This window comes from Agromyces sp. GXS1127 (assembly GCF_050565425.1).
Lineage (GTDB): Bacteria > Actinomycetota > Actinomycetes > Actinomycetales > Microbacteriaceae > Agromyces.
In genome coordinates this window covers 128,063-154,258 of record NZ_JBOCIG010000003.1, presented here as the reverse complement: position 1 = coordinate 154,258, position 26,196 = coordinate 128,063, and the positions used below count along the sequence as shown (strand labels likewise).

The following is a 26,196-nucleotide window of genomic DNA, read 5'->3' as shown; positions in this document are numbered from 1 at the left end:
GCGGGTGACGCACCTCGACGCGCTGCGGCGGCAGCCGTGCGGCCGGGTGGGCCGTGCGGCCGGGTCAGTCGTGCGGCCGGGAACGACGCGCGCGATCCGCCGCCCACGCCGACGCGATGATCTCGTCGAGCCCGTGCCGGGCGCGCCAGCCGAGGTCGTCGGCGATACGCGACGCGTCCGCGACCAGTTCCGCGGGATCGCCCGCCCGGGCGGCGATCACCTCGGGCTCGAGCGGGACGCCCGAGACCTCGGAGATGCGCCGGATCACGTCGAGCACGCTCGCCCCGATCCCGGTACCGACGTTGTACACCGCGTGGCGTCGACCGGGAGCGTCCAGCTGGTCGAGCGCGGCGAGATGCGCGTCCGCGAGGTCGAGGACGTGGACGTAGTCGCGCACCCCGGTCCCGTCGGCCGTGGCGTGGGTGTCGCCGTAGACGAGCGGGCGCAGCCCGCGGGCCATGCGGTCGAACACGATGGTGACGAGGTTCAGCGCCTCGGGGTCGCCGAGTTCGGGCCACCCCGCGCCGGCGACGTTGAAGTACCGCAGGCTCGTGTGCCGGAGCCCGGTGGCGCGGCCCGCGTCGGCCAGCATCCACTCGCCGACGAGCTTCGTCGCGCCGTACGGGTTGATCGGCGCCGGCTCGACGGACTCGTCGACCACGGTCGCGTCGGGCACGCCGTAGACGGCGGCCGACGACGAGAAGACGAGACGCTCGACGCCGGTCTCCTGGACCGCCTCGAGGAGGTTCGCCATGCCGCCCACGTTCTGCCGGTAGTACCACGCGGGTCGCTGCATCGACTCGCCGACCTGCTTCTTGGCCGCGATGTGCACGACGGCGTCGACGTCGTGGGTCCGGATGGCGCGGGCGAGGTCGCCGATCGCCTCGTCGGACGCCAGGTCGATCCGGAGCAGCGGGACGTCCCCGACGCGATCCGCCGCACCGGTGGAGAGATCGTCGACCACGACCACCTCGCGTCCCGATCCGACGAGCAGGCGCACGACGTGCGCTCCGATGTATCCGGCCCCGCCGGTGACCAGTACGCTCACAGTTCCTCCGAAGGTCGCGATGCCGGCCCCCGCGCGATGAACCGGCGGTAGGCGAGCTTCCGCACCGGCTCGGGGACGAACCGATACCCGCCCCGGACCAGGACGTTCCGCAGGTGCTCACGTCGCGTGGTGAACCCGATCCGTCGGAGGGCGCGCTGCAGCGCGAGTTCGCTCCGCCACTGGGCGCGCCCGCCGCGCCTGGCGTACGCGCCGGCACCGACGCGGTACATCACCAGCGGCTCGGCGATGTTGCCGACGCGCGCGCCGGCGTGGATCATCCGGGCGAACAGCCAGTAGTCCTCCATCAGCCCGAGTGGCTGGTAGCCCCCGGCCCGTTCGACGGCCGAACGCCGATAGACGACGGTCGGATGGCTGAACGGGTCGTGGAAGCGCGCATAGCGCTCGATCTCGGCCTGCCCGGTCCTCGGCACCCGGCGACCGACGATCGAGCCGTCATCGTCGAGGAACTCGAGCATGCCGGTGCCGACGAGGTCGAGCCCGTCCTCGATGAGCGGCAGCTGCGCGGCGAATCGCTCGGGCAGCGAGATGTCGTCGGCGTCCATGCGCGCCACGATGTCGTGGTCGCTGAGCGCGAGCCCGGTGGCGAGCGCCGTGGCGAGGCCCGCGTTCTGCTCGATCCGGTGCAGCACCACGGGAACGGGGGAATCCGCGATCGCGGTCTCGATGGCCCCCTCGAGTCCTGGTGAGACCGGTCCGTCCTGGACGAGGACCACCTGGGCCGGCGGTCGCGACTGGCCTCCGACGCTCGACGCGAACGCCTTGGCGAAGTGCACCGGATGGTCCCCGCGATAGACCGCCATGAGGAGGCTGAACGGCTCGCTCACGAGCGCTCCGTCGCCGCGACGGCGTCGCTCGCCCGGCCGAGCCCGGCCAGCGCGTCGGCGTTGGGCCTCGGCCGGAAGCGCGTGCCGTCCCGCCATCCGCGGCGCCAGCCGTCTGCGAGCGTCGCCCGGTCGGTCGAGCGGAGGCCCGTGCGGAGCCAGCGCAGGGCGCTCGAGCCGCCGTACAGCACCTTCTCCCACGGCGCGAGGCCCTGCGAACGGCGGAACATCCAGAGCTTGTTGCGCACCTCGTAGTAGAAGCGATGCCCGGGGTCGGCATCCGTCGACCCGAGCACGCGGGTCTTGTGCACGACGACCGACGCGGGCACGTGCAGCCCCCGACGGCCGCGGAGCGCCCGCGTCGAGTACTCGAAGTCGTCGTTCCAGATGAAGTAGTCGGCGATGGGCAGCCCGATCTCGCGCACCACGTCGGCGCGCACGAGCATCGAGACGAACGACGTGCTCCGGATGGGCATCGCACCGCGGGCCGAGGCGGCCGCGCGCTCGGCGCGTCCGGCGAACGGCTTCGGCCGCGGCGTGTTCATCGGGTGCTCGGTGCCGTCGAACCACTCGACGCGCGAACCCGCGACCACGGCATCGGTGCCGTCGAGCGCGGCGAGCAGTTCGGCGAGGGCCGACTCGGTGGGAACCGTGTCGTCGTCCATCAGCCAGAGCCAGTCGGGCGCATGGTCGGCCAGGGCGACGGCCATGCCCGCCGCGAACCCGCCGGCGCCGCCCGTGTTCCGGGCAAGCCGGACGAGGTCGACGAGGTCTCCGGCCTCGCGCGCGACGCTCGCGGAGTCGTCGGTCGAGGCGTTGTCGACCACCACGACGCGCGCGAGCGGCGACTCCTGCGCGGCGAGCGCCGCGAGCACCTCGACGAGCAGGTCTCGGCGGTTGTAGGCGACGACCACGGCGACGACGCGCGGGCTGGCGGAACGTGAAGGCATCGACTCTCGGATCCGTTCGAAGGGGGGACCAACCCATCTTGCCCTGTCCGAGGCCGGTCGGCTGTCCACAGCGGGCGCCGTGCCCGGCATTCCGCCAGGACCGCCCCGGTACAGTTGACGCCGACCGACCTCGAAGGAGGGGCATGCCCACCACGCTCCGGGTGATCGTCGACCAGCTCGTCGCCCCGGTACCCGGCGCCGTCGGCCGGTACGCCGAGGCGTTGACGCGCGCGCTCATCGAGACCGCCCCCGCCGAATGCGAGGTCGAGGGGATCGTGTCGAGCTCGTTGCCGAGTGACTACGACCGCGTCCTCGCGACCTTGCCCGGGCTGTCCGGCCTCTACAAGTCGAGCCTGGCGCGCAGGGAGCTCGCGGCGGCGTGGCAGTTCGGGGTCACCACCTCCCCGGGCGGCGGCATGATCCACGCCCCGAGCCTGTTCGCGCCGCTCCGGCGGCACGATCGCACGGTCGGCGGTGAGCAGGTGATCGTCACCGTGCACGACCTCCTCGCATGGACCCACCCCGAGTCGCTGACGACGACGTCGGTCGCCTGGCAGAAGGCGATGCTGAAGCGCGCGCGGAGGCACGCCGACGCGATCGTCGTGCCGACGCACGCACTCGCCGAGCGGCTCGCGCGCATCGCGGACTTCGGCGACCGGATCCGGGTCATCGGCACGGCCCCGCGGAGCGGCCTGCGCGTCCCACTCGGGGCGTCGGCCGTCGCCGAGGAACTCGGGCTGCCGTCGGCCTATCTCGTCGCCGAGGGCACGCTCGAGCCTCGCAAGGGCCTCGTCGACCTCCTCCAGGCGCTCGGCCGATCCGGCGTTCCCGACATCCCGCTCGTGGTCATCGGCCCCGAGTCGTACGGCGACCAGCACCTCGCGACCGTGGCCGAGGAGGCGGGCGTCGCCCCGGGGCGGGTGCGCGCGATGGAGCCCGCCACTCCCGGCGAGCTCGCGGTCGTGCTCGCCGGCGCCGCCGCATTCGTCGCGCCCAGCCGCGACGAGGGCGACGGCACCGCCCTGATCGAGGCCTTCGCACTGGGGACGCCCGTCATCCACTCCGACACCCCCGCCTACGTCGAGGTCGCGGCGGAGGCCGGCCTGTCGGTCCCCGTCGGGGTCGGCGGCGGCTACGTCGAGCGGCTCGCCGCCGCGGTCACGGCGGTGCTCGAGCAACCCGACCTCGCCGAACGGCTCTCGATCGCCGGCGGCGACCGCGCCAACGCCTTCAGCTGGCGCGACTCGGCCGAGCGGGTGTGGCAGCTCCACGCCGACCTCTGAGGCCGCGCCGGGCCGGGGGCGCTTCGTCGGCGAGGCATGCCGCGTCGGGCCGGGGGACGACCCCGATCAGCCCTCGGACGGCTCCTCGGTCGGTTCGGCGGTCACCGGCACCAGTGCGTCCTGCACCATGGCATGGATCTGGTCCCAATCGGGTGCCGCCGGGTCGATGCCGCTCACGGGGGTGAGCTCCAGGGTCTGCACCGGCAGCTCCCGGGTCTTGCTCGCGAGATCGACGAAGTAGCCCAGCATCGACTGCGGGATGTCGGTCTTCACCGTGTCCGCCCCGGCCTCGGCGACGGCCTCGAACTTGGTCAGCACGTTCGCGGGCGTGAACTGCGTGAGGATCGCCTCCTGGAGCACGCGCTGGCGTTCCATCCGGTCGTAGTCGCTGGTGCCGTGGCGTGCACGGGCGTACCACATCGCCGTGTAGCCGTCCATGTGCTGGGGGCCCGCCTCGACCCAGCCGTCCACGTTCTGGAGGTTCTCGTCACCGCCGATCGGGAGGCGTTCCTCGACCGTGATGTCGACGCCGCCGAGCGCGTCGATGAGCGCCTCGAAGCCCTGCATGTCGATCAGCACGTAGTACTGGATCGTGAGTCCCGTGACGCCCTCCGCGGCATCCCGCATGCCCTCGATGCCGGGCCGGCTGCCCTGCGCGGCCGCGTCGGGGTACATCTCGGGGCTCTTCAGCTCGACCTCGGTGTAGATCGAGTTGAGGAGGCAGACGTCGACCTCGCAGCCGTCGATCGATCCGTATCCCTCGGGGTAGACCGCGGCGAGCGGCGAGTCCGACGGGAACGGGATGTCCTCGAGGTCGCGCGGCAGGCCGATGAGCACGGCCTGTCCGGTGTCCGCGTCGATGGACGCGACCGTCATGGAGTCGGGCCGCATGCCCTCGCGGTCGGGGCCGGAGTCGCCGCCGAGCAGCAGGATGTTGTAGCGCCCGTCGACCGGCGGTTCGCTGGGCCCGGCGACGAACACGGATGAGAGGAACCCGCTGGCGGTGGTGGCGACGTAGGCGCCGTATGCCGCCCCGCCCGAGACCGCGACCATGATCGCTGCGGCCGACAGGCCGATCCACGCGCGAGCGGCCGGCTCGGTCTTCACCAGTCGCACGAGGCGCAGGGTGTCGAGCGTGAGCACCACCCAGAGCACGCCGTAGAACACGAGCCCCAGCGCGATCACCCAGAGCAGGACGCTGTTCGAGACGAGCGTGTAGAGCGCGGCCGGAGCCGCGAACCGCAGCACCAAGGCGACCACCACGAGCGCCCACAGCACCAGCGTCGCCCCGAGCCCGAACCGGCCGAGCCGGCGGTTGCCCGCGAGCACCTGGGCCGAGCCGGGGATCAGGACGTTCAGCCCGACGAGCCACCATCCGCGCCGCGTCATGAGCGGGCGCGAACCGGTGTCCGGGTAGCGGATCGGGCTGTCGGCGAGGGTCATCGGCTCGACTTCAGCCGTTCGTTCTTCTCCTCGACGAGCGCCGCGAGCGAGGCGGCGTACTCGGCGAGCGCATCGCGGAGCGCGTCGTCGGACGTGGCGAGGATCTTCACGGCGATCAGGCCGGCGTTCTTCGCGCCCCCGATCGAGACCGTCGCGACCGGCACGCCGGCGGGCATCTGCACGATCGAGAGCAGCGAGTCGAGCCCGTCGAGGCGCGACAGCGGGACGGGAACGCCGACGACCGGGAGCGTCGTGACCGAGGCGAGCATGCCGGGCAGGTGCGCAGCGCCGCCGGCGCCGGCGATGATGACGCGGATGCCGCGGCCTGCGGCCTCCTTGCCGTACGCGATCATCTTCTCGGGTGTGCGGTGCGCGGATACCACCTCGACCTCGTGCGCGACGCCGAACTCGTCGAGGAGTTCGGACGCGTCCTTCATCACGGACCAGTCGGAGTCGGAGCCCATGACGACGCCGACGAGCGGGGAGGTGGGATTGCCTGCGGTCACTCGAACGATAGTAGGGCCAGCGGCTGCGAGTTCCCCGCAGCGGCGCTCCGGGGCGACGGATGGCGCGGGCTCGCGCCGCCCGCCGCGCCCCGGGCGCCCCGCTCAGTCCTGCAGGGCCGCAGCGGCCGCGCGCGCCTCGTACACCGCGTCGTCGAGGTCGTCGCCGATGACGGTCACGTGCCCGACCTTGCGGCCCGGGCGCGGCTCCTTGCCGTAGTTGTGGATCTTCGCTGTCGGGTGCGCGGCGAGCGCCTCCGCGTAGCGGTCGGTGAGCGAACCCTCGACCGGGCCGCCGAGCAGGTTCACCATGACCGACCAGTCGGCGTGGCATCCGGTGCCGCCGAGCGGCAGGTCGAGCACCGCGCGCAGGTGCTGCTCGAACTGCCCCGTGGTGGCGCCGTCCATGCTCCAGTGGCCCGAGTTGTGCGGGCGCATGGCGAGCTCGTTGACGAGGACGCGGTCGTCGGTCGTCTCGAACATCTCGACGGCCAGCACGCCCGTGACGCCGAGGCCCTCGGCGATCGCGACGGCGACGTCGGCCGCGACATCCGCCAGCCTGCCCGCCGAGTGCGGGGCGGGCGCGATGACCTCGCTGCAGACGCCGCCGACCTGGACGGTCTCGACGAGCGGCCAGGCGACGACGTCGCCCGACGGGCGGCGGGCGACGAGCTGGGCGAGCTCGCGGCGGAAGTCGACGAGCTCCTCGACGAGGAGCGCGCCGTCGCGGCCGTCCTCCGCGATCGCGGCGAACCACTCGACGACCTCGGCCGCGCCGCGCACGACGCGGACGCCCTTGCCGTCGTAGCCGCCGCGCGGGGTCTTCACGACGGCCGAGCCCCCGTGCTCGGCGATGAACGCGTCGAGCTCCTCGGGCGTCGACACGCGCGCCCAGTCGGGCACGGGGAGCTCGAGCTCGGAGAGCCGCTCCCGCATGAGCAGCTTGTCCTGCGCGAAGCGCAGCGCGTCGGGTCCGGGATGGACGGCGATGCCGGCGTCGACGAGCGCGCGCAGCACGTCCTGCGGGACGTGCTCGTGGTCGAAGGTGACGACGTCGACCTCGCGTGCGAACGGCAGCACCGCGTCGAGGTCGGTGTAGTCGCCGACCCGGTCGGCCGCGAGGCCCGCCGCCATGCCGTCGGCCTCCGCGAGCACCCGGAGCTCGACGCCGAGCTCGATCGCCGCGGGGATCATCATGCGGGCGAGCTGCCCTGCGCCGATCACTCCGACTCGCACCTGACGCACCATCCGTTCCCGCGGCGCCGATCGCCGCGACATCCAAGTCTAGGGCGACCGCTCGGTAGGATCGGGGAGTGCCCGAGACCCTCCGCGCCCTCGTCGCCCGGGCGTGGCACGGATTCCTCGCGTACCTCCTCAAGTTCGGCGTGGTGGGGCTGATCGGGTTCGTGATCGACGTCGCGCTCTTCAACGCGCTGCGGCTCGGGGTGTTCGGCGCCGACACCTGGGCGCAGACCGCGATCGGCGCGAAGACCGTCTCGACGAGCGTCGCGATCGTCTTCAACTGGCTCGGCAATCGTTACTGGACCTTCCGGCGCCACCGCCGCCGGCACGTGATCCGCGAGTTCGCCGAGTACCTCCTCGTCTCGCTCGGCGGCATGGCGATCTCGCTCGCGTGCCTGTGGATCAGCCACCACCTGCTCGGGTTCACGAGCCTGCTCGCCGACAACATCTCCTCGAACGTCGTGGGCCTCGGGCTGGGCACGGCGTTCCGGTTCCTGCTGTACCGGTACTGGGTCTACGGGCACCACCGCAGCGACGGCCTCTCGAACCTCGCGCGGGTCGAGGAGGCGCAGCGCGCCCTCTTCGAGGAGCCGCCGCTCGAACCCGGTCCGGCCGGGTCGTCCCCGGCTCAGTCGCCCGAGCCGAGGAACCAGGGCGGGTAGACCGCGACGCGCGTCTTCGCGCCGACGGCCTGGAGGGCGGCCCGCACGCGATCGCGGACCCGGTCGTTCGACACGGCGATGAGCGCGATCCGCTCGAGCGGAACGCTCCCGCGCACGAGCAGCTCCCCGGTGCGGAGCCCCTCGCCGTCGTCGGCGAGGGTGAGTCGCACGACCGCGCGGGAGACCGCCGCCCAGTCCGCCGCGAGCGCGGCGCCGCCGACCGCGGCATCCGTCGCACTCACGACGACCTCGCCGGGCGTCTCGCGTCGCGCGCCGACGGCGGCCGCCACCGACGACACCAGGATCACGTGGTCGGCCGCAGCCCGCTCGACGGCCTCGGGAGCGAGCCGCGGGTCGGGCGTCCCGGTGCGGATCGCGTCCCACACGTGCGCGTCGGTGCTGAGCAGGAACGGCACGTACTCGGCGACGGTCGCGTCGGCGCCCGGCACGGTCGCCGTGCGTCGGTATTCGCGCGCGGCGGGCGCCGCGACGTCGACCGCCGGCGTCGCGGGAGGATCGCCCGCGTCGGCGAGCAGGGCGCCGGCACCGAGGATGCGGCCGAGGTTCTCGACGTGCGTGACGTGGTAGATCCGCGTGGCGGCGACGTCGACCGGCGGCGCCGAGGCGCTGCTCCTCCCACGGGCGGGGCGGGCGGATGCCGCGGGCGCGGGCTCGCGGAGCGTCGCGCGTTCGCGCGGGGTGCTCCGACCGGTCGTCGAGCGCGTCGCTCGAGCGGGCTTCGGTGCGACCGCGGGCTCAGGCGGCGGCGAGCAGATCGCGCAGAGGCCCTCGTCGAATCCGTGGATGCATTCCTCGCCCAAAGTGCCGTGTCGCCTTTCGTCCCGTACGACCCGCCACCGTGCGCGGGCCGCGGACCAGCGTACGCGCTCCGGCTCGGCACGTCGTGCACGTGCGGTTCAGCGACCGCCCCACGAGACGGTGTCGGCGGGGGCGAACGCCGCGGGTCGCGCGGCCGGGCCGACCGCGGGCCCGCCGAGCGCGTGCGCCTGCGCCATGAGCTCGTGCAGCGCCGCCTGCACGGAGAGCGGCTTCGGGACGTCGCGGAGCACGACCGCCACCTCGTGCCCGGTCTCGAGCCGCACGTCGCCGGAGCCGGCCGAGCGTTGCAGCCACGACCGGGTGACCTGCACGTCGTAGCCGGAGCGATGCCAGAGCTCGCGCCGGACCCGGACGAACAGCCCCCGCCGCACGATGACGCGTCGCGTCGTGATCGTGGTCCGCGAGCTCAGCCACGCGAGGTACGGCAGCAGCGCACCGAGGACGACCAGCAGTGCGCCGGCGACGATCGCCGCGAGCTGCGGCCAGCCCTCGTCGAGCCACGGCACCGCGTAGGCGGTGACGCCGGCGACCGCGATCAGCAGCAGCGCGGGCAGGACGAGGACGCGGCCGTGGCGACGCAGTCGCGCCACGACGTGCTCCGAGCCTTCGGGCCCGGGGATCTCGGCCGTCTCCCCCATAGGCCCATTAATACCTCAGGTGCGTGACGTCTCCCGCGGCGACAGCCTGCTCGTCGCCGTTCTCGTCGTCCCGGACCACCAGTCGCCCGTCGTCGTCGAGGCGCTCGGCGACTCCGACGAGCTCAGCGCCCCCGGGCAGCTCCACGCGCACGTCCTGTCCGAGCGTGCCGCACAGCGCGCTCACGCGTTCGGCGACGCCGCTCGCCACGGGGTCGCCGCCCGCAGCGGCGAAGGCGGCGACGAGCGCGAGCAGTCGCTCGAGGTAGTCCGCGAGCACCGCGTCGGCATCGGGCCGGACGCCGGTGGCGAGCTGGAGCGAGGTCGACGTCAGGGTGGGCAGGTCGTGCTCGTCGAGCGTCAGGTTGAGGCCGCCGCCGATCACCACCGTGCCGTCGGCGACGAGCTCAGACAGGATGCCGCACACCTTGAATCCCGAGACGAGCACGTCGTTCGGCCACTTCAGCCACGCCTCGACGCCGCCGGTGCCGTCCTCCTCGCCGCCGCGGTCGACGGATGCCGCGGCGAGCGCTCCGCGAACGGCCTCGGTCATCGCGGCGCCGGCGATGAGCGGCAGCCAGCCGAGCGCATCGGGCGGCAGCGGCGGACCGCCGAGGTCGGCGGGGCGGACGAGGACGGAGATCGCGAGCGTCTTGCCGGTCGGCGCGAGCCAGGTCCGTCCGAGCCGCCCGCGACCGCGCGTCTGGTCGTCGGTCACGACGGTCCCGCCGTGGCGCCAGCCCGCGGCATCCGGCCCGGTGACGGCCTCGCGGAGGACGTCGTTCGTCGACCCGGTCGAATCGAGCCACTCGAACCTCGGCACCGCCCGGCGCGATCGCTCCCAGTCCATCCGCCCTCCTTCCGTCGAGGTTCAGGGTAGTGTCCGGCTGCGGCGCGGCGGTGGCGATCACCACCATCCGCCCGCGCCTTTTTGTGGGAATCCGTCAACGAACCGGCCCGGATGGGCGCCGGTAGAGTGAACGGCGTGACCGAATCGACGACCGACGGCCCCGACCTCTCCACCACCGCGGGCAAGCTCGCCGACCTCAAGCAGCGCTACCACGAGGCCGTGACCGCCTCGGGCGAGGCGGCCATCGAGAAGCAGCACGCCAAGGGCAAGATGACCGCGCGCGAGCGCATCGCCGAGCTCCTCGACCCCGGCTCGTTCGTCGAGCTCGACGAATTCGTGCGCCACCGCACCCACGCCTTCGGCATGGACGCCAAGCGGCCGTACGGCGACGCCGTCGTCACCGGTCTCGGCACCATCCACGGACGCCCGGTGGCGGTCTACTCGCAGGACTTCACGATCTTCGGCGGTTCGCTCGGCGAGGTCGCGGGCGAGAAGATCATCAAGGTCATGGAGCACGCGCTGAAGACGGGCGTGCCCATCATCGGCATCCTCGACTCGGGCGGCGCCCGCATCCAGGAGGGCGTCGTCGCGCTCGGCAAGTACGGCGAGATCTTCCGCCGCAACACCGCCGCCTCCGGGGTGATCCCGCAGATCTCGATCGTCTGCGGCCCCGCCGCCGGCGGCGCCGTCTACTCCCCCGCGCTCACCGACTTCGTGATCATGGTCGACAAGACCAGCCAGATGTTCGTCACCGGCCCCGACGTGATCAAGACCGTCACCGGCGAGGACGTGGGGATGGAGGAGCTCGGCGGCGCGCTCACGCACAACACGATCTCGGGCGTCGCGCACTACCTCGCGAGCGACGAGTCCGACGCCCTCGACTACGCACGCACGCTGGTGTCGTTCCTGCCCGACAACAACATGTCGGAGGCGCCGGTCTACGAGGCAGAGGTCGAGCTCGAGATCACGGACGACGACCGCAGGCTCAACGCGATCATCCCCGACTCGCCGAACCAGCCCTACGACATGCACTCGATCATCGAGGGGATCGTCGACCACGGCGACTTCCTCGAGGTACAGCCGCTGTTCGCCCCGAACATCGTCGTGGGCTTCGCGCGCATCGAGGGCCGCTCGGTCGGCATCATCGCGAACCAGCCGAGCCAGATGGCCGGAACGCTGAACATCGCCGCGGGCGAGAAGGCGTCGCGCTTCGTCCGCTTCTGCGACGCGTTCTCGATCCCGATCCTGACCCTCGTCGACGTGCCCGGCTACCTGCCCGGCACCGACCAGGAGTGGACCGGCGTCATCCGCCGCGGCGCGAAGCTGCTCTACGCCTACGCCGAGGCGACGGTCCCGCTCGTCACGGTCATCACGCGCAAGGCCTACGGTGGCGCGTACATCGTGATGGGCTCCAAGCAGCTCGGCGCCGACATCAACCTGGCCTGGCCGACCGCCGAGATCGCGGTCATGGGCGGGCAGGGCGCGGTGAACATCCTCTACCGCGGCGAGATCAAGCGGGCCGAGGAGGCCGGCGAGGACGTCGCGGCCGTCCGCACCAAGCTCGCGAACGAGTACACGTACAACGTGGCGTCGCCGTTCCTGGCCGCCGAGCGCGGCGAGCTCGACGGCGTGATCGAGCCCGCGGCCACCCGCGTCTCCGTCACGAAGGCGCTGCGCGCGCTCCGCACCAAGCGGGCGAGCCTGCCGCCGAAGAAGCACGGCAACATCCCGCTCTAGGAGGCACGATGACCAGCGCACCCCCCGAGGGCGACGGCGAGGCCCTCGACCTGCGGTTCCTCACGCGCGACGTGACGGCCGAGGAGGCCGCCGCCGTGACGGCGGTGCTCGTCCAGACCGTCCGCGAGGCGCGGTCCGAGGAGGAGCCGGCGCCGCGGAACGACTGGTCGCACCCGCGCAACGCGCTCCGGCCGCGCATCGAGGTCGGCCGCGGCCGCTGGGTGGGCTCCGCCCGCTGACGTCGGCGCGCCCCGGGCGCCCGCCCTCGCCATACCCGGGCCGGTGGTTGCCGGCCGCGGCGGGTGTCCCCCGTTCCGGGGGTCGGATGCCGTCTCCGCACCCCGATCCCTGCCGGATATGTCCCCCATGTCCCCCGAAATGCTGACTTCGCACGAGGGCCCGGTTCCGTACGATGGACCTACGCACTCCATCGGAGTCGTATCCGTCACCGGCTGGGTAACCGGTGGCGCTCTGGGGGCGAGTCAGGGCGATATTCGGGTTGTCGCCGTGACTCGGGCTTGCTGGGGGGTCGGTAGGGGCCGACCCCCCGCTTCCATGTCCGGGAGCGGCGCGGCCGCGCGTCGGGCTCAGCCGGCTCGCGGGATCTCGAGCCAGAGCTCGACCTCCGCGTCCTCCGACTCGACCGTCTCGCCGTTCCCGCCGCTCAGGCCGACGACGGTGACCGCCACGGGCGATCCCTCCGCGGCCGTCCGGGCGATGATCCGGTCGGCCCGCGTGGCCTCGACGACCTCGGCGAGCTGCGACAGGATCCGGTCGCGCTCCGCCTCATCCAGGTCGTCGATGCCGCCCTCGTCGAGCAGGGTCACCGTGGCGCCGCGATCGCGCGCGTTCCGCACCGCGACGCGCACGGCGTCCGTCAGCAGCATCCGCCCCCGGATCTCGTCGCGGATCGCCGCCTCGAGCGTGCGGCATTCCGCACGCTCGGCGTCGCTCAGGGCGTGCTGCGCGTCGGCGATCCGGCGCAGCATGGGCGACGCGAGGCGCTGGGTCTGGGCGAGCCGCATGCGACCCTCGAACAGGTGCGCATCCTGTGCGGCCTGCCAGGCCGCGGCCTCGCGCTCCGCCTGGGCGTACCGGCGAGTCGCGCGCGCGGCGCCCGCCAGCGCCGCCGACAGCATGTGCGCGATGGCCACCCAGACGAGGCTGCCGATGACGCCGAGATCGCCGAGGGCGGGAAGGCCGGCCCACGCGAACGTCTGGATCGCCAGCACGACGACCCCGATCCAGGCGACGACCAGTTGACGGCGGGCGGCGGCGATCGTCATCAGGGTGCCCACGGCGGCCACGTACCAGGTCGCGTAGCCGTTGTCCCGGTTCGGGTCGAGCTGGCTCGTCACGAGGACGGGCAGCACGATCGCGACGGCGAGGTCGAGCGCCGCCAGCCAGTCCGGCATCCGGGCCCGCCGTGCGGGCCACAGGCTGAGGACGGTCGCGAGTGCGTAGAGCACGAGGGCGACGATGATCGGCCACGGCGAGGCCGCGACATCCGTCGACAGCGACGACACGCCGAGCACGACGTGGTAGCCCGAGAACATCGCGGCGAGGGCCATGAGGAGCCACCGGGGCACGGAGATCATGCGCCGCCCACTCCCACACCGGACGGCCAGGCGAGGGTCACGGTCGTCCCCTCGCCGGGGACCGACTCGATCCGAGCCGATCCGCCCTCGTTCGCCATGCGCTCCTCGATCGAGACCCTGAGGCCGAGCCGACTGGCGGGGACGGTCGCCGGGTCGAAGCCCGCCCCGTTGTCGATGACGCGGATGACGCATCCTCCCGCCCCGACGCCGCGGACCTCGAGTTCGCGGCGGACCCGGCCGATGGGCCCGTCCGCATGCTGGACGCTGTTCACCATGGCCTGCATCGCCGCCGATGACAGGGCGTCGATCGCCTCGACCGGGAGCTCGACGCCGACCGTGTCCTCGATGCGGACGATGAACGGCGCGGAGAAGCCGGCGACGCCGGCGCGGAGGCGGCGAGTGAGCACGGTCAGCGCGACGCGGTCGTCGACGCCGGGAGCCTCGACCGCCGCCTCGTCGAGGCGGCGCACCGCGTCCGCGGCCATCCGGGCCGCGAGCGTGCGCTCGGCCGGCGTGCGGGATGCCGCGGCCGACAGCAGGGTCGTGAGCACGCTGTCGTGCACGAGCGCGTCGATCTTCACGCGCTCGATCTCGTTCGCGTGCCGGCGCGCGACCGCGTCGTAGCGTTCGAGGGCGGCCTCCTGGGCGGCATCCACCGCGACCGCCGCCTGCCGCAGCATGGTGATGATGACGAGCACCACGACGCCGAGGATCACGGCGTACATGGTGTCGAGGACGGCGAGCAGCGCGTCGGCCCCGCCGCCCGACGGACTCAGTCGCACGACGCCGTAGAGCGCGGGGACGGCGGTCGTGTACGCGGCGGCCGGCGTGACCGGCAGCGCGATCACGGCCGCGGTCGTCGCGACGTTGCAGAGGAAGTAGAGCCACGGGGTCCCGCCCGCCATGGCCGCGGCGTCGACCACGAGGAACGGCCACGCGAGGAGCGCGAGGACGTAGACGGCGGCGAAGGCGAGCGCGGCCGCACGCACCGCCACGCGCGTGAAGGTGGCCGCGGCGAGCGCCGCGATCGCGCCGTACACGAGCGCCATCATCGCCACGCCCGCACCGTCGACGAGGTACGCCGACTGCGTGACCGCGGTCGGCACCGTCTGCGCGCCGAAGACCAGGCCGAACGCCCCGAGCGCGCGCCCCGCGACGGTCTCGACCTGCGCCCGGCTCACCGCCGCACGGCGCGGGACGAGCCGACTCGCCCGCCAGTCAGCGGCGGGCATCCCCGCCCGCCTCGGCGTCGAGCCCGGGGAGGATGCCGTCCTCCACGGCCCGGCGCAGGAGATCCACCTTGGTGGGCGCGGGACGGCCCACCTCCACGTACTTCGCCCGGATGCGGTCGAGGTACTCGCGGGCCGTCGAGTGCGCGATGCCGAGCTGCTGCGCGACGAGCTTCAGCGGCAGGCCCGAGGCGTAGAGGTGGAGCACGTCGTGCTCGCGCCGGCCGAGCTGGGCCTTCGCGAAGTCCCGATCGGCCTCGATCGCGCTCGCCCACTCCAGGTTGTTCAGGGCGTCGCCACGGGCGACGGTCGCGATGGCGGCGATCACCGCCGCCGTCGGCGAGGACTTGGGGATGACGCCGGCGGCCCCGGCCGCGAGCGCCTCGCGCACCGCGGCGACCCGGTCGGCGATGCTGTGCACCAGGACCTGGCTGCCGGTCGCGAGGACGGCTCGGACGTTGTCGGTGACCGTCGACCCGTCGCCGAGCGACAGGTCGAGCAGCACGACCTTCGGCGGGTCGACCGCAGGGTCGTCGAACGCCGCGAGCAGCGTCGGGACGTCGGCGGTGTCGGCGACGACCTCGTACCCGGCGTCGCGGCACGCGGCCTGCAGTCCGATGCGGACCGCCTCGTGGTCGTCGACGATCGCCACCGTCGTCGTTTCCGTCGGCCCGACCTCGCCCGTCTTCGTCGTCACGCGCACTCCCCCGTCACGCCGTCCTCCCTGTCGAGCGGTTGCCTCGGCCGGCCCCGCCCGGGCACCGGTCCTCCGGCCGTCGGCTCCCGGCCGTCGGCCCGCCGGTCTCCGGCCGTCGGCAGCCCGTCGTCATCACACGATAGCCGTCAACCGGGCGACGGCCTCGACATGGTGCGTGTTCGGGAAGAGGTCGAACGCCTCGAGCGTCTCGAGCTCGTAGCCGTGCTCCAAGAACGTCGCGACGTCGCGCGCGAGCGCGACCGGGTCGCAGGCGACGTACACGAGTTGCGCCGGACGCAGTTCGGCCAGACGTTCCACGACCGCTCGCCCAGCGCCGGACCGCGGCGGGTCGAGCACGACCGTGGCGCCGCGCAGGCCGCGCGACCCTGCATCCGTCGTTCCCGCGACGCGGTCGAGGTAGCGGTCGACGCGGTCGGAGACGGCTCGCGCGCCGACCCACTCGGCGAGGTTCGCGCCCGCGTGCTCGGTCGCGCGGTGGTCGGCCTCGACGGTCGTGATGCGCATGGTCGGGCCGAACCGGTCGCCCACCGCGGCCGCGAGGAGGCCGACGCCGCCGTAGAGGTCCTGGTTGTCGGCCTCGGGGTCGAACCGATCGGGATCGATCGCCGCCTGCACGGCCCGCGTGAGCGTCGCGGCGGCCCCGCGGTGGACCTGCCAGAATCCGCCGCGGTCGAGCACGAAGTCCCGGTCGCCGACACGTTCGACGACGGTCGGCGGATGCTCGGATCGGCGCTCTCCGGTCGTGCGGACGACGAGCTCGGCGGAGCCGGCGGACGGCGCGACGAGGTCGATCGCGGAGGCCTGCCGGAGACCGCGACCGGCTGCGGCTCCCCCATCGGCTCCTGCGACCGGCGCGATCGCCTCGAGCTCGGCGACGGCGAGCGGCAACGATCCGACGGGGACGACCCGGTGACTGCGGGCGGCGTACGGCCCGATCGCGCCGTCGGCGTCGACGTGGAGACGGACCCGGGTGCGCCATCCGGTGCCGGCCTCGGCGTCGACCCCCGGGGCGAGGTCGGCGTCGACCACGCGGACCGACACGTCCCGCTCGACGCCGCCCATCCGCGCGAGGGCGTCGCGCAGCACGTCGGCCTTCAGCTCGCGCTGCCGGCGCATGACGATGTGCCCGAACTCGGCTCCGCCCGCGCGATCCTCGGGTGCCCGGTCGACGGACGCCTCGGCCCACACGTGCGCGCGGCGGTCGGGCGACGCGTCGAGCACCTCCAAGGTCTCGGCTCGCCAGAAGCGGTCGCGGCCGGCATCCGTCACCTGCACGCGCACCCGCTCGCCCGGGATCGCGTCGGCGACGAAGACGACGCGACCCTCGTGGTGCGCGACCGCGACGCCGCCGTGGGCGATGCGCTCGACGTCGAGCTCGAGCACCGGGCCGGGCTCGACGGGACGAGGGGGCGCGGGGCGCCGCGCGCCCGCGGAGCCGGTGCGGCGCGATGGGCGACGACGACGGGGACTGGCCATCGTCCGAGCATCGCACACCGGTCCGTGCGCACGCCGGGAGCGAGCGGGCCGAGAGCGGGGCGCGCCGGGAACCGGGGCCGCGCCGGGACCGCGGCGGCACGCGGCAGGATGGACGCATGCGCCTCTACCTCGCCTCGACGTCGCCCGCCCGCCGACAGCTGCTGCGGCAGGCCGGGATCGAGCCGCTGCTGGTCGCGCCCGGCGTCGACGAGGACGCCGCGGTCGCGGCGCACGAGGCCGAGCACGCCCCGCTCGCCCCGCACGACCTGGTGCAGCTGCTCGCCCGGCTCAAGGCCGAGGCCATCGTGGGGCGCGACGTCGACGGCGGACCCATCGACGGCCTCATCCTCGGCGGGGACTCGGCGTTCCTGGTCGACGGGGTCCTGCACGGCAAGCCGCACCGCCCCGAAGTCGCGCGCGAACGCTGGGTGCAGCAGAACGGGCGCTCGGGCGTGCTCTGGTCGGGCCACTGGGTCATCGACCACCGTGGCGGCGCCGTGCGCGGCGCGGTCGGCCGGGCCGCGTCGGCGACGGTTTCGTTCGCCCGGCTCGACGACGCCGAGATCGACGCCTACATCGCCTCCGGCGAGCCGCTCGCCGTCGCCGGCGCGTTCACCGTGGACAGCCTCGGCGGGCCGTTCATCCGCTCGGTGGAGGGCGACCCGTCGACGGTCGTCGGACTCTCGCTCTCGACCCTGCGCGACCTGGTCCGCGAACTCGGCGTCGGCTGGATCGATCTCTGGGACCTCGGCGCCCGTTGAGCCCCGCGGCGCGGCGCCGATGCGGGCGTCGCGACATCCGATTCGTTGTGCCTCACCGAAACACCTGCGAGCCTTTTTTGTGCGCACCACCCAAAGGCGGCTGGGAATCCGCCAATAGGCTTGGTCATCATGCGTCGCATCACCAAGGTCCTCATCGCCAACCGCGGCGAGATCGCCGTCCGCGTCATCCGCGCCGCCCGCGACTCCGGGCTGGCCTCCGTCGCCGTCTACGCCGACCAGGATCGCGACGCGCGTCACGTCAAGCTCGCCGACGAGGCGTACGCCCTCGACGGCTCGACGAGCGCCGACACCTACCTCGTGATCGACAAGCTGCTCTCGGTGGCCCGCCGTTCCGGCGCCGACGCGGTGCACCCCGGGTACGGCTTCCTCGCCGAGAACCCCGACTTCGCCCGCGCCGTCATCGACGCCGGGCTCATCTGGATCGGACCGTCGCCCGAGGCGATCGAGCGCCTCGGCGACAAGGTCTCGGCCCGCCACGTCGCCGAGAAGGTCGGCGCGCCGCTCGCACCTGGCACGCTGAACCCCGTGGCGGATGCCGCGGAGGTGCTCGAGTTCGTCGACCAGCACGGGCTGCCCGTCGCGATCAAGGCCGCGTTCGGCGGCGGCGGGCGCGGGCTCAAGGTCGCGCGCACGCGCGACGAGGTCCCCGAGCTGTTCGACTCCGCCACGCGCGAGGCCGTCGCCGCGTTCGGCCGCGGCGAGTGCTTCGTCGAGAAGTACCTCGACAAGCCGCGTCACGTCGAGACGCAGTGCCTCGCCGACGAGCACGGCAACGTCGTCGTGGTCTCCACGCGCGACTGCTCGCTGCAGCGCCGCCACCAGAAGCTCGTCGAAGAGGCGCCGGCGCCCTTCCTCACCGAGGAGCAGAACCGGCTGCTCTACGAGTCCTCCAAGGCGATCCTCCGCGAGGTCGGCTACGTCGGCGCGGGCACCTGCGAGTTCCTCATCGGCCAGGACGGCACGGTCTCGTTCCTCGAGGTGAACACCCGCCTCCAGGTCGAGCACCCCGTCTCCGAAGAGGTCACGGGCCTCGACCTCGTGCGCGAGCAGTTCCGCCTCGCCGAGGGCGGCACCCTCGACTACCCCGACCCCGTCACGACGGGCCACTCGTTCGAGTTCCGCATCAACGGCGAGGACCCGGGCCGCAACTTCCTGCCCGCTCCCGGCCCGATCCACCAGCTCCGTTTCCCGGGCGGCCCCGGCGTGCGCGTCGACTCCGGCGTCACGAGCGGCGACGAGATCTCGGGCGCGTTCGACTCGTTGCTCGCCAAGCTCATCGTGACCGGCGCGACCCGCAAGGACGCGCTCGAGCGCGCCCGCCGCGCGCTCGACGAGTTCGACGTGGCCGGCCTGCCGACCGTGCTCCCCTTCCACCGCGACATCGTCCGCAACGCGGCCTTCGCGCCCGACGGCGACGAGCCGTTCTCGGTGTACACGCGCTGGATCGAGACCGAGTACGACAACCGGCTCGAGCCGTGGACGGGCGAGCTCGCCGAGACCAAGGGCCCCGGTGCCCGCACGAGCCTCGTCGTCGAGGTCGACGGACGCCGCGTCGAGGTCTCGATGCCGAAGCGCCTCGCAGGGGCGCCGTCGTCGAACGGCTCGCTCGGCCCCGCGCCGCGCCGCCGGGCCGCGCACCACGCCGTCGACACCTCGACGGGCGACGCGGTGACCGCGCCTATGCAGGCCACCGTGGTCAAGGTCGCGGTCGCCGAGGGCGACAAGGTCGTCAAGGGCGACCTGGTGCTCGTGCTCGAGGCCATGAAGATGGAGCAGCCCATCGTCGCCCACAAGGACGGCGTCGTCGGCCTCGTGAACGCCGAGCCCGGCGCGACCGTCTCGAGCGGCCACCTCCTCCTCTCGATCGCCGACGCCTAGCCCGGGGGGGCTGCGTTTCTCAGGAGTTCTTCGGCGTGTCGCCGCATTCGGCGGCGTTTCTTCCTGAGAACCGCGCGATTGCGGCCGACCGGTCCTGAGAACAGTGCGGTGCCCGGCAGAGGTGGATGCCGCGCCCGCGCATCGCGCGCGGGACGCCCGATGCGCCCGATGCGCCCGATGCGCCCGATGCGCCCGATGCGCGACCGTGCCCGCGCGTCAATCCAGCGCAGAGAGCGCCTGCACGACGCGCAGCGCGGCGGCCCTCGGGTCCGCGAGCACGTCGCTGGCGGCGAACCGCAGGGTCGGGATGCCCCGACGCAGCAGTTCCTCGTCGCGCCGACGGTCGCGGACGAACGCCTCGCGATCGCCGTGGTACGCGAAGCCGTCGGTCTCGACGGCGAGCCGCCCACCCACCAGGAAGTCGACGAAGCCGACGCCGTCGAACGGCACCTGCTGAAGGAAGGGCACCCCGAGTTCGCGCAGCTCGATCGCGAGCAGCGTCTCGACACCTGAGCCGTCGCGGCCCCCGATCACGATCGGGCCGACTCGATCGGGTGCCGCGTCCTCGAGGAAGCGCTGGGCCGCCTCCGCCTCGAGGAATCCGAGCGTCACGGCCGATTCGAACGCGGCGGCGACCTCGGGCCGGGGGCGACAGCGCGCGATATCGGCGAGCGCCCGCTCGACCGGAACCCGCCACGCATCCTCACCCTCCCGAGCGCCGACCGCGATGTCGGTCCAATGCAGGTGGACCTCGCTGAGGTGGCGATCCGAGGTGAGCGGCTCGTCGCTCGGAACGAGCGCGCGGTTCGTGCGAAGCCGAGCCGCGTTCGCCGGCAGCGCCACGTGGACACGCGGTGTCGAAGTGGCTCAGATCCCATAGCTGGCGGCGGCGCTCACGCACCCGAGCCGACCGCCGACGCGCACTGCGGTGACGGCGGCTGCGGATGCCTCTGGGCCGGCGTAGTGCGCCCGACGGATGCGCGCGAGCTCACCGGCACGCACGGCCCGCGAGACGTCGGCGCCACGAACCCCCGCCTCGAGGATCGCGCCTCTCGTGGCGATGCCCCCGAGGGACGCGACGACTGCTGCTGGGGAGGGAGTCACGGAGATCGAGTGTCGTGCGACCGGGCGCGACGATGCGGACGTACGCGAAGTCGCGGACCTGGTGCCCGCTAGGTCAGGGTGTGGAGGATGGCTGCCCGTGCGGCGCCGCGCCCGCGGCATCCGCTCGCCAGCGCCGCCGCGCGATCGCCGCCGCGCGAGCGCCGCCCCACGATCGCCGGCCCGCATCGGTGCGCGGAACCCGAACCTCTGGTCCGTACGCTTCTCAGGAACTCACGGCGCCGGCGCGACCGTTCTCAGGAAGACACGCCGCCGAAACCCGCGACACGCCGAAGATTTCCTGAGAAAAGCAAGCCGTCAGCGGACGACGTGCATGGCGCGCGCGGCGTCGGTGAGCGAGCCGCTCAGCGACGGGTAGACCGGGAAGGCCTCGGAGAACTGGTCGACGGTCAGGCGGTGCTCGACCGCGAGCGCGAGCGGGAAGATGAGCTCGGAGGCCTTCGGCGCGACGATGACGCCGCCGATGATGGCGCCGGAGCCCGCCGATGCGAAGAGCTTCACGAAGCCCTCGCGGATGCCCATCATCTTCGCGCGCGGGTTCGACGACAGCGGCAGCTTGTACACCGTGCCGGGCACCACGCCCTGCTCGATCTCGTTCTCGGTCCAGCCGACCGTGGCGATCTCGGGCTGGGTGAAGATGTTCGAGGTGATGTTCCGGTTCTCGGGCGGGTTCACGATGTCGCCCATCGCGTGGAAGACCGCGGTGCGGCCCTGCATCGAGGCCACCGAGGCCAGCGGCAGGAACGTGGTGCAGTCGCCGGCGGCGTAGATGTTCGGCATCGACGTGCGCGCGACCCGGTTCACGCGGATGTGACCCGACTCGGCCAGCTGAACCCCCGCCTCCTCGAGTCCGAGGTCGGCCGTGTTCGGCACCGAGCCGACCGCCATGAGGCAGTGCGACCCGCGCACCTCGCGCCCGTCGGAGAGCGTCGCGAGCACGCCGTCGCCGTCGACGACGACCGAGTCGGCGCGCGACTTCGAGAGCACCTTCATGCCGTTGCGCTTGAACACCTTCTCGATGACCGCTGCCGCGTCGGCGTCCTCGCCGGGCAGCACGTGCTCGCGGCTCGAGATGAGCGTGACCTTCGCGCCGAGCGCGCGGTAGGCCGACGCGAACTCGGCCCCGGTGACCCCGGAGCCGACGACGATGAGGTGCTCGGGCACCTGCTTCAGGGCGTAGAGCTGCGTCCAGGTGAGGATCCGCTCGCCGTCGGGCACCGCCGAGGGCAGCACGCGCGGCGTCGCGCCCGTCGAGATCACGAGCGTGTCGGCCTCGATGCGGTCGAAGTCGGTGCCGCCCTTCGCGGTCGCGACGATGACGGCGTTCGGCCCGTCGAGCCGGCCCTCGCCCTGCACCAGGTTGACCCCGGCCTCGATGAGGTTCGAGCGCATGTCCTCCGACTGCTGCGCCGCGAGCCCGAGCAGCCGCTTGTTGACGGCCTGCAGGTTGATCGCGACATCCGGCTTGACGGCCTTCTCGGAGCCGTCGCGCGCGAAGAACTGCACGCCGAGGTCGGCCGCCTCCTTCACCGCGTTCGAGGCCTCGGCGGTCGCGATGAGCGACTTCGACGGCACGACGTCGGTGAGCACGGCCGAGCCGCCGACGCCCGCGCGCTCGATGAGCGTGACCTCCGCGCCGAGCTGGGCGGCCGCGAGCGCGGCTTCGTACCCGCCCGGTCCACCCCCGAGTACGGCGATCCTCTGCGTGCGCTCGAAGGTGGTGTGCATGGCCACCATTCTCCCGCACGCGCGGGCGGGCGCGCGAACGCGGGCGGCCGAGCGGATGCCTCGCGCAGGCGAGCACGGCCGCGCGCACGCCGTGCCGCGGCGTCCGCCCCTTGCGTACGATGAGGGGATGCAGCAGCAGAACCCGCTCGACGACCCCGCCGCCGATCCGTTCGCCGTCGCACGCGACGCGGCGGCCCGCATCGCGGAGCTCACCGGCGTCGAGCGCCACGACCTCGCGCTCACCCTCGGCTCCGGCTGGGGCGCCGCCGCCGAGCTCATCGGCGAGACGACGCACACCATCGACGCGACGGAGATCCCCGGCTTCTCGAAGCCGGCGCTCGAGGGGCACGTCGGCACCCTGCGGTCGGTCGCGCTGGCCGACGGGCGGCGCGCGCTCGTGATCGGCGCGCGCACGCACTACTACGAGGGGCACGGCGTGCGCCGAGTCGTCCACTCGGTCCGCACCGCGGCGGCGACCGGTGCGACGACGATGATCCTCACCAACGGCGCCGGCGGCATCCGCGAGACGTGGACCCCCGGCAGCCCCGTGCTGATCAGCGACCACATCAACCTCACGGCCGACTCGCCGCTCGAGGGCGCCACGTTCGTCGACCTCACCGACCTGTACTCGGCCCGCCTGCGCGGCATCGCGAAGGGCATCGATCCGTCGCTCGACGAGGGCGTGTACGTGCAGTTCCGCGGGCCGCACTACGAGACGCCCGCCGAGGTGCAGATGGCGAAGGCCATCGGCGGTCACATCGTCGGCATGTCGACCGCGCTCGAGGCGATCGCCGCCCGCCAGGCCGGCATGGAGGTGCTCGGCATGTCGCTCATCACCAACCTGGCGGCCGGCATCCAGTCCACGCCGCTCAGCCACGAGGAGGTCATCGAGGCCGGGCGCGCCGCCGAGGCCAAGATCTCCGACCTGCTCGCGAAGGTGGTCGCCGCCATCTAGCCGAGCCGCGCCGGCGGAGTGCGACCCGCGAACCGCCGCCGCCCCGACCACTCCACGTCCCGCGCGGCCGCCCGGCCGCCGCACTTCGAGAGAGAAGGCAACGGATGCCGCAGCTCACCGACGCCGACCGGATCGCCCGCGCCGAGGCGTGGATCGCCCAGGATCCCGACACCGAGACGCGCACGGAGCTCGCCGCCATCGTGGCGCGCGTCCGCGAGGGCGACGCCGCGGCGGCCGCCGACCTCGCGGACCGCTTCGACGCTCGGCTGGCGTTCGGCACCGCGGGACTCCGCGGCGAGATCGCCGCCGGCCCGAACCGCATGAACCGCGTGCTCGTGTCGCAGGGCGCCGCGGGACTCGCCGCGTACCTCGGCTCGACCGCGACCGGCGACGTCGCCCCGAGCGTCGTGATCGGCTACGACGGCCGGCGCAACTCCGAGGTGTTCGCGCGCGACGTCGCCGAGGTCATGGCCGGGGCCGGCGTGCGCGCCGTCCTGCTCCCGCGGCTGCTGCCGACGCCGGTGCTCGCCTTCGCGGTCCGCCACCTCGACACGAGCGCGGGCGTCATGATCACGGCGTCGCACAACCCGCCGAACGACAACGGCATGAAGGTCTACCTCGGCGGCGTCGACCAGGGCTCGCAGATCGTCGCACCGGCCGACGCCGACATCGCCGCGCAGATCGACCGCGTCGCCGCGACGACCCCCGTCACGGAGCTGCCCCGGGGCGGCTACGAGACGGCCGACGAGTCCGTGGTCGAGGCGTACGTCGCCGCGACGACGGCCGTGGCATCCGCCCCCGCCGCCCAGCCGCGCGTCGTGTACACGGCGATGCACGGCGTCGGGTGGGAGACGATGCGGCGGGTCCTCGAGGCCGCGGGTTTCGCGACGCCGTCGCTCGTCGGCGAGCAGATCGAGCCCGACGGGCGCTTCCCGACGGTCGCGTTCCCGAACCCCGAGGAACCGGGCGCCATGGACCTCTCGTTCGCGGCCGCCCGTGCGGTTGGGGCCGACCTGGTGATCGCGAACGACCCAGACGCCGACCGGCTCGCGATCGCGGTCCCCGACGCCGCCGACCCGGAGGGCTTCCGACGCCTCACCGGCAACGAGGTCGGCCTGCTCCTCGGGTGGCAGGTCGCCGAGCAGGTCGCGAACGGTGCGGTTGCTGCGCCGACGGCCGGGGCGACGGATGCCTCGGCTCCCGCGGACGCCGGCGCCGGCGCCGGCGCAGCGTCCGGCACGCTCGCGTGCTCGATCGTCTCCTCCCCCGGGCTCGAGGCGATCGCCCGCGCGCACGGCCTCGGGTTCCGCGCGACGCTCACCGGGTTCAAGTGGATCTCGCGCGCGCCCGGCCTGGTGTTCGGCTTCGAGGAGGCGCTGGGCTATCTCGTGAACCCGGGAACCGTGCGCGACAAGGACGGCATCTCCGCCGCCGTGGCGTTCCTCTCGCTGGCCGCCCGGCTGGCGGCCGAGGGACGCACGATCGCCGACCGCCTCGACGAGCTCGCGCTCCGGTTCGGCTGCTTCGACTCGACGCAGGTGTCGATCCGCGTGACCGACCTCTCCCGGATCGCCGACGTGATGGCGCGGCTTCGCGCCGAGCCGCCCGCCGAGGTCGGCGGCATCCGGGTGGAGCGGATCGATGACCTCGCCGCCGGCATCGACGGCTACCCGCCGTCGGACGTGCTCCGCCTGGTGCTCGACGGCGGCGCCCGGGTCATGGTCCGCCCGAGCGGCACCGAGCCGAAGCTCAAGGTCTACATCGACGCCGCCGCGACCGAGGGCACCCTCGAGGAGCGCCGTGCCGCGGCATCCGACGCGGTGTCGCGCCTCGAGGCGGGCATGCGCGCGCTCGTCGCCTGACGCGCACCGCGACGGCTCGGCCCGACGGCTCAGCCCAGCGACGCGTCGAGCTTGCGCCCGATCTCGTCGACGTCGAAGTAGTTCTCGACCTCGACGATCTCCGCCCAGGTCCGGCCGAGCGCCTCCCGCACCCGGTCGGCGAGCTCGGTCGAGGTGAGCACGACCTGTGCGTCGGCCGCCGCCTCGCGGACGCCGGCGAGATCGCTCGCCGTCACGTCCGCGGCGAGCCCGAGGCGGTCGAGCGCACGCTCGGCGTTGCCCTTCAGGATGGCCGAGGTGCCGACGCCGAGCCCGCACACGGCGACGATCCTCATGACGGCGCCCCCGCGGCATCCGTGCCCGGCCGGGTTCGACCGTCGTCCGCCGGGAGGACCGCGCGGACCTCGGCGGGCGTCGCGGCTCCGGCGAGGCGCTCGATCGCGTCGCGCTCGTTGAACACGTTCGCCAGGTCGGCGACGCTCGCGACGTGCTCCTCGGCGCTGGAGACGGCGAGGCCGAGGACGACCCGGACGGGATCGTTGTGCGGGTGCCCGAACGCGACCGGCGCGGCGAGCGTCACGACCGCCAGGCCGCTCCGGCGCACGTCGGGGCCGGGTCGCGCGTGCGCGAGCGCGAGGCCCGGCGCGATCACGATGTAGGCGCCGAACTCGTCGAGCACCTCGATCATGCGATCGGTGTACCCCGGGGCGGTCGCGCCGGACCGGGCGAGCGCGTGCCCGGCCTCGCGGACGGCCGCGCGCCAGTCCGCGACGTCGGCGCGCAGCACGATCGCGTCGTCGGGAAGCGGAGGAAGGGTCATCGGTGTCCGTTCGG

General features: G+C 73.4%; 25 protein-coding genes and 1 pseudogene. 8 read left to right on the top strand and 18 right to left on the bottom strand.

The annotated features are described in order from the left end of the window. Positions 1-64: 64 nt before the first annotated feature. The 3 genes from galE to ACQ393_RS06210 are packed head-to-tail and all read right to left on the bottom strand — an operon-like array spanning position 65 to position 2,840. Positions 65-1,048, bottom strand: a complete 984-nt coding sequence (gene galE / locus ACQ393_RS06220; protein ID WP_430645959.1) for a UDP-glucose 4-epimerase GalE — start codon at positions 1,046-1,048, stop codon at positions 65-67. Next, the gene (locus ACQ393_RS06215) at positions 1,045-1,893 is read right to left on the bottom strand and encodes a glycosyltransferase (protein WP_430645958.1); all 849 of its coding nucleotides are present in this window, start codon (positions 1,891-1,893) and stop codon (positions 1,045-1,047) included. Before ACQ393_RS06215 ends, galE begins: the two co-directional genes overlap by 4 nt. After that, on the bottom strand, positions 1,890-2,840 hold the full coding sequence (locus tag ACQ393_RS06210) for a glycosyltransferase (RefSeq protein WP_430645957.1): 951 nt from the start codon (positions 2,838-2,840) through the stop codon (positions 1,890-1,892). The genes ACQ393_RS06215 and ACQ393_RS06210 overlap by 4 nt, the downstream gene beginning before the upstream one ends. A 143-nt stretch (positions 2,841-2,983) precedes the next feature. Here ACQ393_RS06210 and ACQ393_RS06205 point away from each other — a divergent pair, with 143 nt between their 5' ends. Further along, complete coding sequence (locus ACQ393_RS06205; protein ID WP_430645956.1) at positions 2,984-4,123, top strand: glycosyltransferase; 1,140 nt, start codon at positions 2,984-2,986, stop codon at positions 4,121-4,123. A gap of 66 nt (positions 4,124-4,189) precedes the next feature. On the opposite strand, the gene ACQ393_RS06200 is transcribed toward ACQ393_RS06205, so the two are convergent. The 3 genes from ACQ393_RS06200 to ACQ393_RS06190 all read right to left on the bottom strand — a co-directional run bounded on the left by ACQ393_RS06200 (position 4,190) and on the right by ACQ393_RS06190 (position 7,317). Continuing rightward, on the bottom strand, positions 4,190-5,566 hold the full coding sequence (locus tag ACQ393_RS06200) for an LCP family protein (protein ID WP_430645955.1): 1,377 nt from the start codon (positions 5,564-5,566) through the stop codon (positions 4,190-4,192). After that, positions 5,563-6,030: a 5-(carboxyamino)imidazole ribonucleotide mutase gene (gene purE / locus ACQ393_RS06195; RefSeq protein WP_430646299.1), complete on the bottom strand. Its 468-nt coding sequence runs from the start codon at positions 6,028-6,030 to the stop codon at positions 5,563-5,565. Before purE ends, ACQ393_RS06200 begins: the two co-directional genes overlap by 4 nt. A 144-nt stretch (positions 6,031-6,174) precedes the next feature. Next, positions 6,175-7,317 carry a 5-(carboxyamino)imidazole ribonucleotide synthase gene (locus ACQ393_RS06190; protein ID WP_430646298.1) on the bottom strand — a complete coding sequence of 381 codons (1,143 nt, stop codon included), beginning with the start codon at positions 7,315-7,317 and terminating at the stop codon, positions 6,175-6,177. Positions 7,318-7,382: 65 nt separating this feature from the next. Here ACQ393_RS06190 and ACQ393_RS06185 point away from each other — a divergent pair, with 65 nt between their 5' ends. Beyond that, positions 7,383-7,973 (top strand): GtrA family protein, encoded by a 591-nt coding sequence (locus ACQ393_RS06185; protein ID WP_430645954.1) that lies wholly within the window; start codon positions 7,383-7,385, stop codon positions 7,971-7,973. On the opposite strand, the gene ACQ393_RS06180 is transcribed toward ACQ393_RS06185, so the two are convergent. The 3 genes from ACQ393_RS06180 to ACQ393_RS06170 form a co-directional block, all read right to left on the bottom strand. Continuing rightward, entirely contained in the window at positions 7,940-8,794 is an 855-nt protein-coding gene (locus tag ACQ393_RS06180) for a DarT ssDNA thymidine ADP-ribosyltransferase family protein (RefSeq protein ID WP_430645953.1), read from the bottom strand. The two genes, ACQ393_RS06185 and ACQ393_RS06180, sit on opposite strands and share 34 nt — an antisense overlap. A 96-nt stretch (positions 8,795-8,890) precedes the next feature. Continuing rightward, complete coding sequence (locus tag ACQ393_RS06175; RefSeq protein WP_430645952.1) at positions 8,891-9,451, bottom strand: PH domain-containing protein; 561 nt, start codon at positions 9,449-9,451, stop codon at positions 8,891-8,893. Positions 9,452-9,458: 7 nt separating this feature from the next. Beyond that, positions 9,459-10,298: a biotin--[acetyl-CoA-carboxylase] ligase gene (locus tag ACQ393_RS06170; RefSeq protein WP_430645951.1), complete on the bottom strand. Its 840-nt coding sequence runs from the start codon at positions 10,296-10,298 to the stop codon at positions 9,459-9,461. Positions 10,299-10,409: 111 nt separating this feature from the next. Between ACQ393_RS06170 and ACQ393_RS06165 the strand changes: the two genes are divergently transcribed. Next, the gene (locus ACQ393_RS06165) at positions 10,410-12,035 is read left to right on the top strand and encodes an acyl-CoA carboxylase subunit beta (RefSeq protein ID WP_430645950.1); all 1,626 of its coding nucleotides are present in this window, start codon (positions 10,410-10,412) and stop codon (positions 12,033-12,035) included. An 8-nt stretch (positions 12,036-12,043) separates the two neighbouring features. Continuing rightward, a complete protein-coding gene (locus tag ACQ393_RS06160) occupies positions 12,044-12,274 on the top strand; it encodes an acyl-CoA carboxylase epsilon subunit (protein ID WP_430645949.1) in 231 nt (76 codons plus the stop codon). A 348-nt stretch (positions 12,275-12,622) separates the two neighbouring features. Here the strand turns inward: ACQ393_RS06160 and ACQ393_RS06155 are convergent, their stop codons facing one another. From ACQ393_RS06155 to ACQ393_RS06140, 4 genes and pseudogenes are all read right to left on the bottom strand, one after another. After that, a complete protein-coding gene (locus ACQ393_RS06155; protein ID WP_430645948.1) occupies positions 12,623-13,633 on the bottom strand; it encodes a hypothetical protein in 1,011 nt (336 codons plus the stop codon). Beyond that, the gene (locus tag ACQ393_RS06150; RefSeq protein ID WP_430645947.1) at positions 13,630-14,865 is read right to left on the bottom strand and encodes a sensor histidine kinase; all 1,236 of its coding nucleotides are present in this window, start codon (positions 14,863-14,865) and stop codon (positions 13,630-13,632) included. Before ACQ393_RS06150 ends, ACQ393_RS06155 begins: the two co-directional genes overlap by 4 nt. Continuing rightward, a complete protein-coding gene (locus ACQ393_RS06145) occupies positions 14,852-15,559 on the bottom strand; it encodes a response regulator (protein WP_430645946.1) in 708 nt (235 codons plus the stop codon). Before ACQ393_RS06145 ends, ACQ393_RS06150 begins: the two co-directional genes overlap by 14 nt. A 132-nt stretch (positions 15,560-15,691) precedes the next feature. Then, positions 15,692-16,969: pseudogene (locus tag ACQ393_RS06140) on the bottom strand (class I SAM-dependent RNA methyltransferase); the annotation flags it as partial. A gap of 203 nt (positions 16,970-17,172) precedes the next feature. On the opposite strand from ACQ393_RS06140, the gene ACQ393_RS06135 reads away from it, so the two are divergent. Continuing rightward, the gene (locus ACQ393_RS06135; protein WP_430645945.1) at positions 17,173-17,817 is read left to right on the top strand and encodes a Maf family protein; all 645 of its coding nucleotides are present in this window, start codon (positions 17,173-17,175) and stop codon (positions 17,815-17,817) included. A gap of 129 nt (positions 17,818-17,946) precedes the next feature. Next, positions 17,947-19,716, top strand: coding sequence for an acetyl/propionyl/methylcrotonyl-CoA carboxylase subunit alpha (locus ACQ393_RS06130; RefSeq protein WP_430645944.1), 1,770 nt, complete (start codon positions 17,947-17,949; stop codon positions 19,714-19,716). A gap of 216 nt (positions 19,717-19,932) precedes the next feature. On the opposite strand, the gene ACQ393_RS06125 is transcribed toward ACQ393_RS06130, so the two are convergent. The 3 genes from ACQ393_RS06125 to ACQ393_RS06115 all read right to left on the bottom strand — a co-directional run bounded on the left by ACQ393_RS06125 (position 19,933) and on the right by ACQ393_RS06115 (position 22,566). Continuing rightward, complete coding sequence (locus ACQ393_RS06125; protein WP_430645943.1) at positions 19,933-20,559, bottom strand: DUF559 domain-containing protein; 627 nt, start codon at positions 20,557-20,559, stop codon at positions 19,933-19,935. A gap of 24 nt (positions 20,560-20,583) precedes the next feature. Then, entirely contained in the window at positions 20,584-20,820 is a 237-nt protein-coding gene (locus ACQ393_RS06120; protein ID WP_430645942.1) for a type IV toxin-antitoxin system AbiEi family antitoxin domain-containing protein, read from the bottom strand. A 315-nt stretch (positions 20,821-21,135) separates the two neighbouring features. After that, positions 21,136-22,566, bottom strand: a complete 1,431-nt coding sequence (locus ACQ393_RS06115) for an NAD(P)H-quinone dehydrogenase (protein WP_430645941.1) — start codon at positions 22,564-22,566, stop codon at positions 21,136-21,138. 127 nt (positions 22,567-22,693) lie between these two features. Here ACQ393_RS06115 and ACQ393_RS06110 point away from each other — a divergent pair, with 127 nt between their 5' ends. Together ACQ393_RS06110 and ACQ393_RS06105 are read left to right on the top strand one after the other, a co-directional pair. Then, positions 22,694-23,521 carry a purine-nucleoside phosphorylase gene (locus tag ACQ393_RS06110; protein ID WP_430645940.1) on the top strand — a complete coding sequence of 276 codons (828 nt, stop codon included), beginning with the start codon at positions 22,694-22,696 and terminating at the stop codon, positions 23,519-23,521. 104 nt (positions 23,522-23,625) lie between these two features. After that, positions 23,626-25,383 (top strand): phospho-sugar mutase, encoded by a 1,758-nt coding sequence (locus ACQ393_RS06105; RefSeq protein WP_430645939.1) that lies wholly within the window; start codon positions 23,626-23,628, stop codon positions 25,381-25,383. A gap of 29 nt (positions 25,384-25,412) precedes the next feature. Here the strand turns inward: ACQ393_RS06105 and ACQ393_RS06100 are convergent, their stop codons facing one another. Together ACQ393_RS06100 and ACQ393_RS06095 are read right to left on the bottom strand one after the other, a co-directional pair. Next, the gene (locus ACQ393_RS06100; protein ID WP_430645938.1) at positions 25,413-25,697 is read right to left on the bottom strand and encodes a PTS sugar transporter subunit IIB; all 285 of its coding nucleotides are present in this window, start codon (positions 25,695-25,697) and stop codon (positions 25,413-25,415) included. Next, a complete protein-coding gene (locus ACQ393_RS06095) occupies positions 25,694-26,182 on the bottom strand; it encodes a PTS sugar transporter subunit IIA (protein ID WP_430645937.1) in 489 nt (162 codons plus the stop codon). Before ACQ393_RS06095 ends, ACQ393_RS06100 begins: the two co-directional genes overlap by 4 nt. Between the last annotated feature and the right edge of the window lie 14 nt (positions 26,183-26,196).

Coding starts and splice junctions, on each gene's coding strand:
- ACQ393_RS06150 (WP_430645947.1), bottom strand. CDS start 14,865: ATGCCCGCCGCTGACTGGCGGGCGAGTCGGCTCGTCCCGCGCCGTGCG.
- ACQ393_RS06100 (WP_430645938.1), bottom strand. CDS start 25,697: ATGAGGATCGTCGCCGTGTGCGGGCTCGGCGTCGGCACCTCGGCCATC.
- ACQ393_RS06170 (WP_430645951.1), bottom strand. CDS start 10,298: ATGGACTGGGAGCGATCGCGCCGGGCGGTGCCGAGGTTCGAGTGGCTC.
- ACQ393_RS06130 (WP_430645944.1), top strand. CDS start 17,947: ATGCGTCGCATCACCAAGGTCCTCATCGCCAACCGCGGCGAGATCGCC.
- ACQ393_RS06205 (WP_430645956.1), top strand. CDS start 2,984: ATGCCCACCACGCTCCGGGTGATCGTCGACCAGCTCGTCGCCCCGGTA.
- purE (WP_430646299.1), bottom strand. CDS start 6,030: ATGGGCTCCGACTCCGACTGGTCCGTGATGAAGGACGCGTCCGAACTC.
- ACQ393_RS06155 (WP_430645948.1), bottom strand. CDS start 13,633: ATGATCTCCGTGCCCCGGTGGCTCCTCATGGCCCTCGCCGCGATGTTC.
- ACQ393_RS06210 (WP_430645957.1), bottom strand. CDS start 2,840: ATGCCTTCACGTTCCGCCAGCCCGCGCGTCGTCGCCGTGGTCGTCGCC.
- ACQ393_RS06115 (WP_430645941.1), bottom strand. CDS start 22,566: ATGCACACCACCTTCGAGCGCACGCAGAGGATCGCCGTACTCGGGGGT.
- ACQ393_RS06200 (WP_430645955.1), bottom strand. CDS start 5,566: ATGACCCTCGCCGACAGCCCGATCCGCTACCCGGACACCGGTTCGCGC.
- ACQ393_RS06095 (WP_430645937.1), bottom strand. CDS start 26,182: ATGACCCTTCCTCCGCTTCCCGACGACGCGATCGTGCTGCGCGCCGAC.
- ACQ393_RS06175 (WP_430645952.1), bottom strand. CDS start 9,451: ATGGGGGAGACGGCCGAGATCCCCGGGCCCGAAGGCTCGGAGCACGTC.
- ACQ393_RS06160 (WP_430645949.1), top strand. CDS start 12,044: ATGACCAGCGCACCCCCCGAGGGCGACGGCGAGGCCCTCGACCTGCGG.
- ACQ393_RS06165 (WP_430645950.1), top strand. CDS start 10,410: ATGGGCGCCGGTAGAGTGAACGGCGTGACCGAATCGACGACCGACGGC.
- ACQ393_RS06105 (WP_430645939.1), top strand. CDS start 23,626: ATGCCGCAGCTCACCGACGCCGACCGGATCGCCCGCGCCGAGGCGTGG.
- ACQ393_RS06190 (WP_430646298.1), bottom strand. CDS start 7,317: ATGGTGCGTCAGGTGCGAGTCGGAGTGATCGGCGCAGGGCAGCTCGCC.
- ACQ393_RS06135 (WP_430645945.1), top strand. CDS start 17,173: ATGCGCCTCTACCTCGCCTCGACGTCGCCCGCCCGCCGACAGCTGCTG.
- ACQ393_RS06110 (WP_430645940.1), top strand. CDS start 22,694: ATGCAGCAGCAGAACCCGCTCGACGACCCCGCCGCCGATCCGTTCGCC.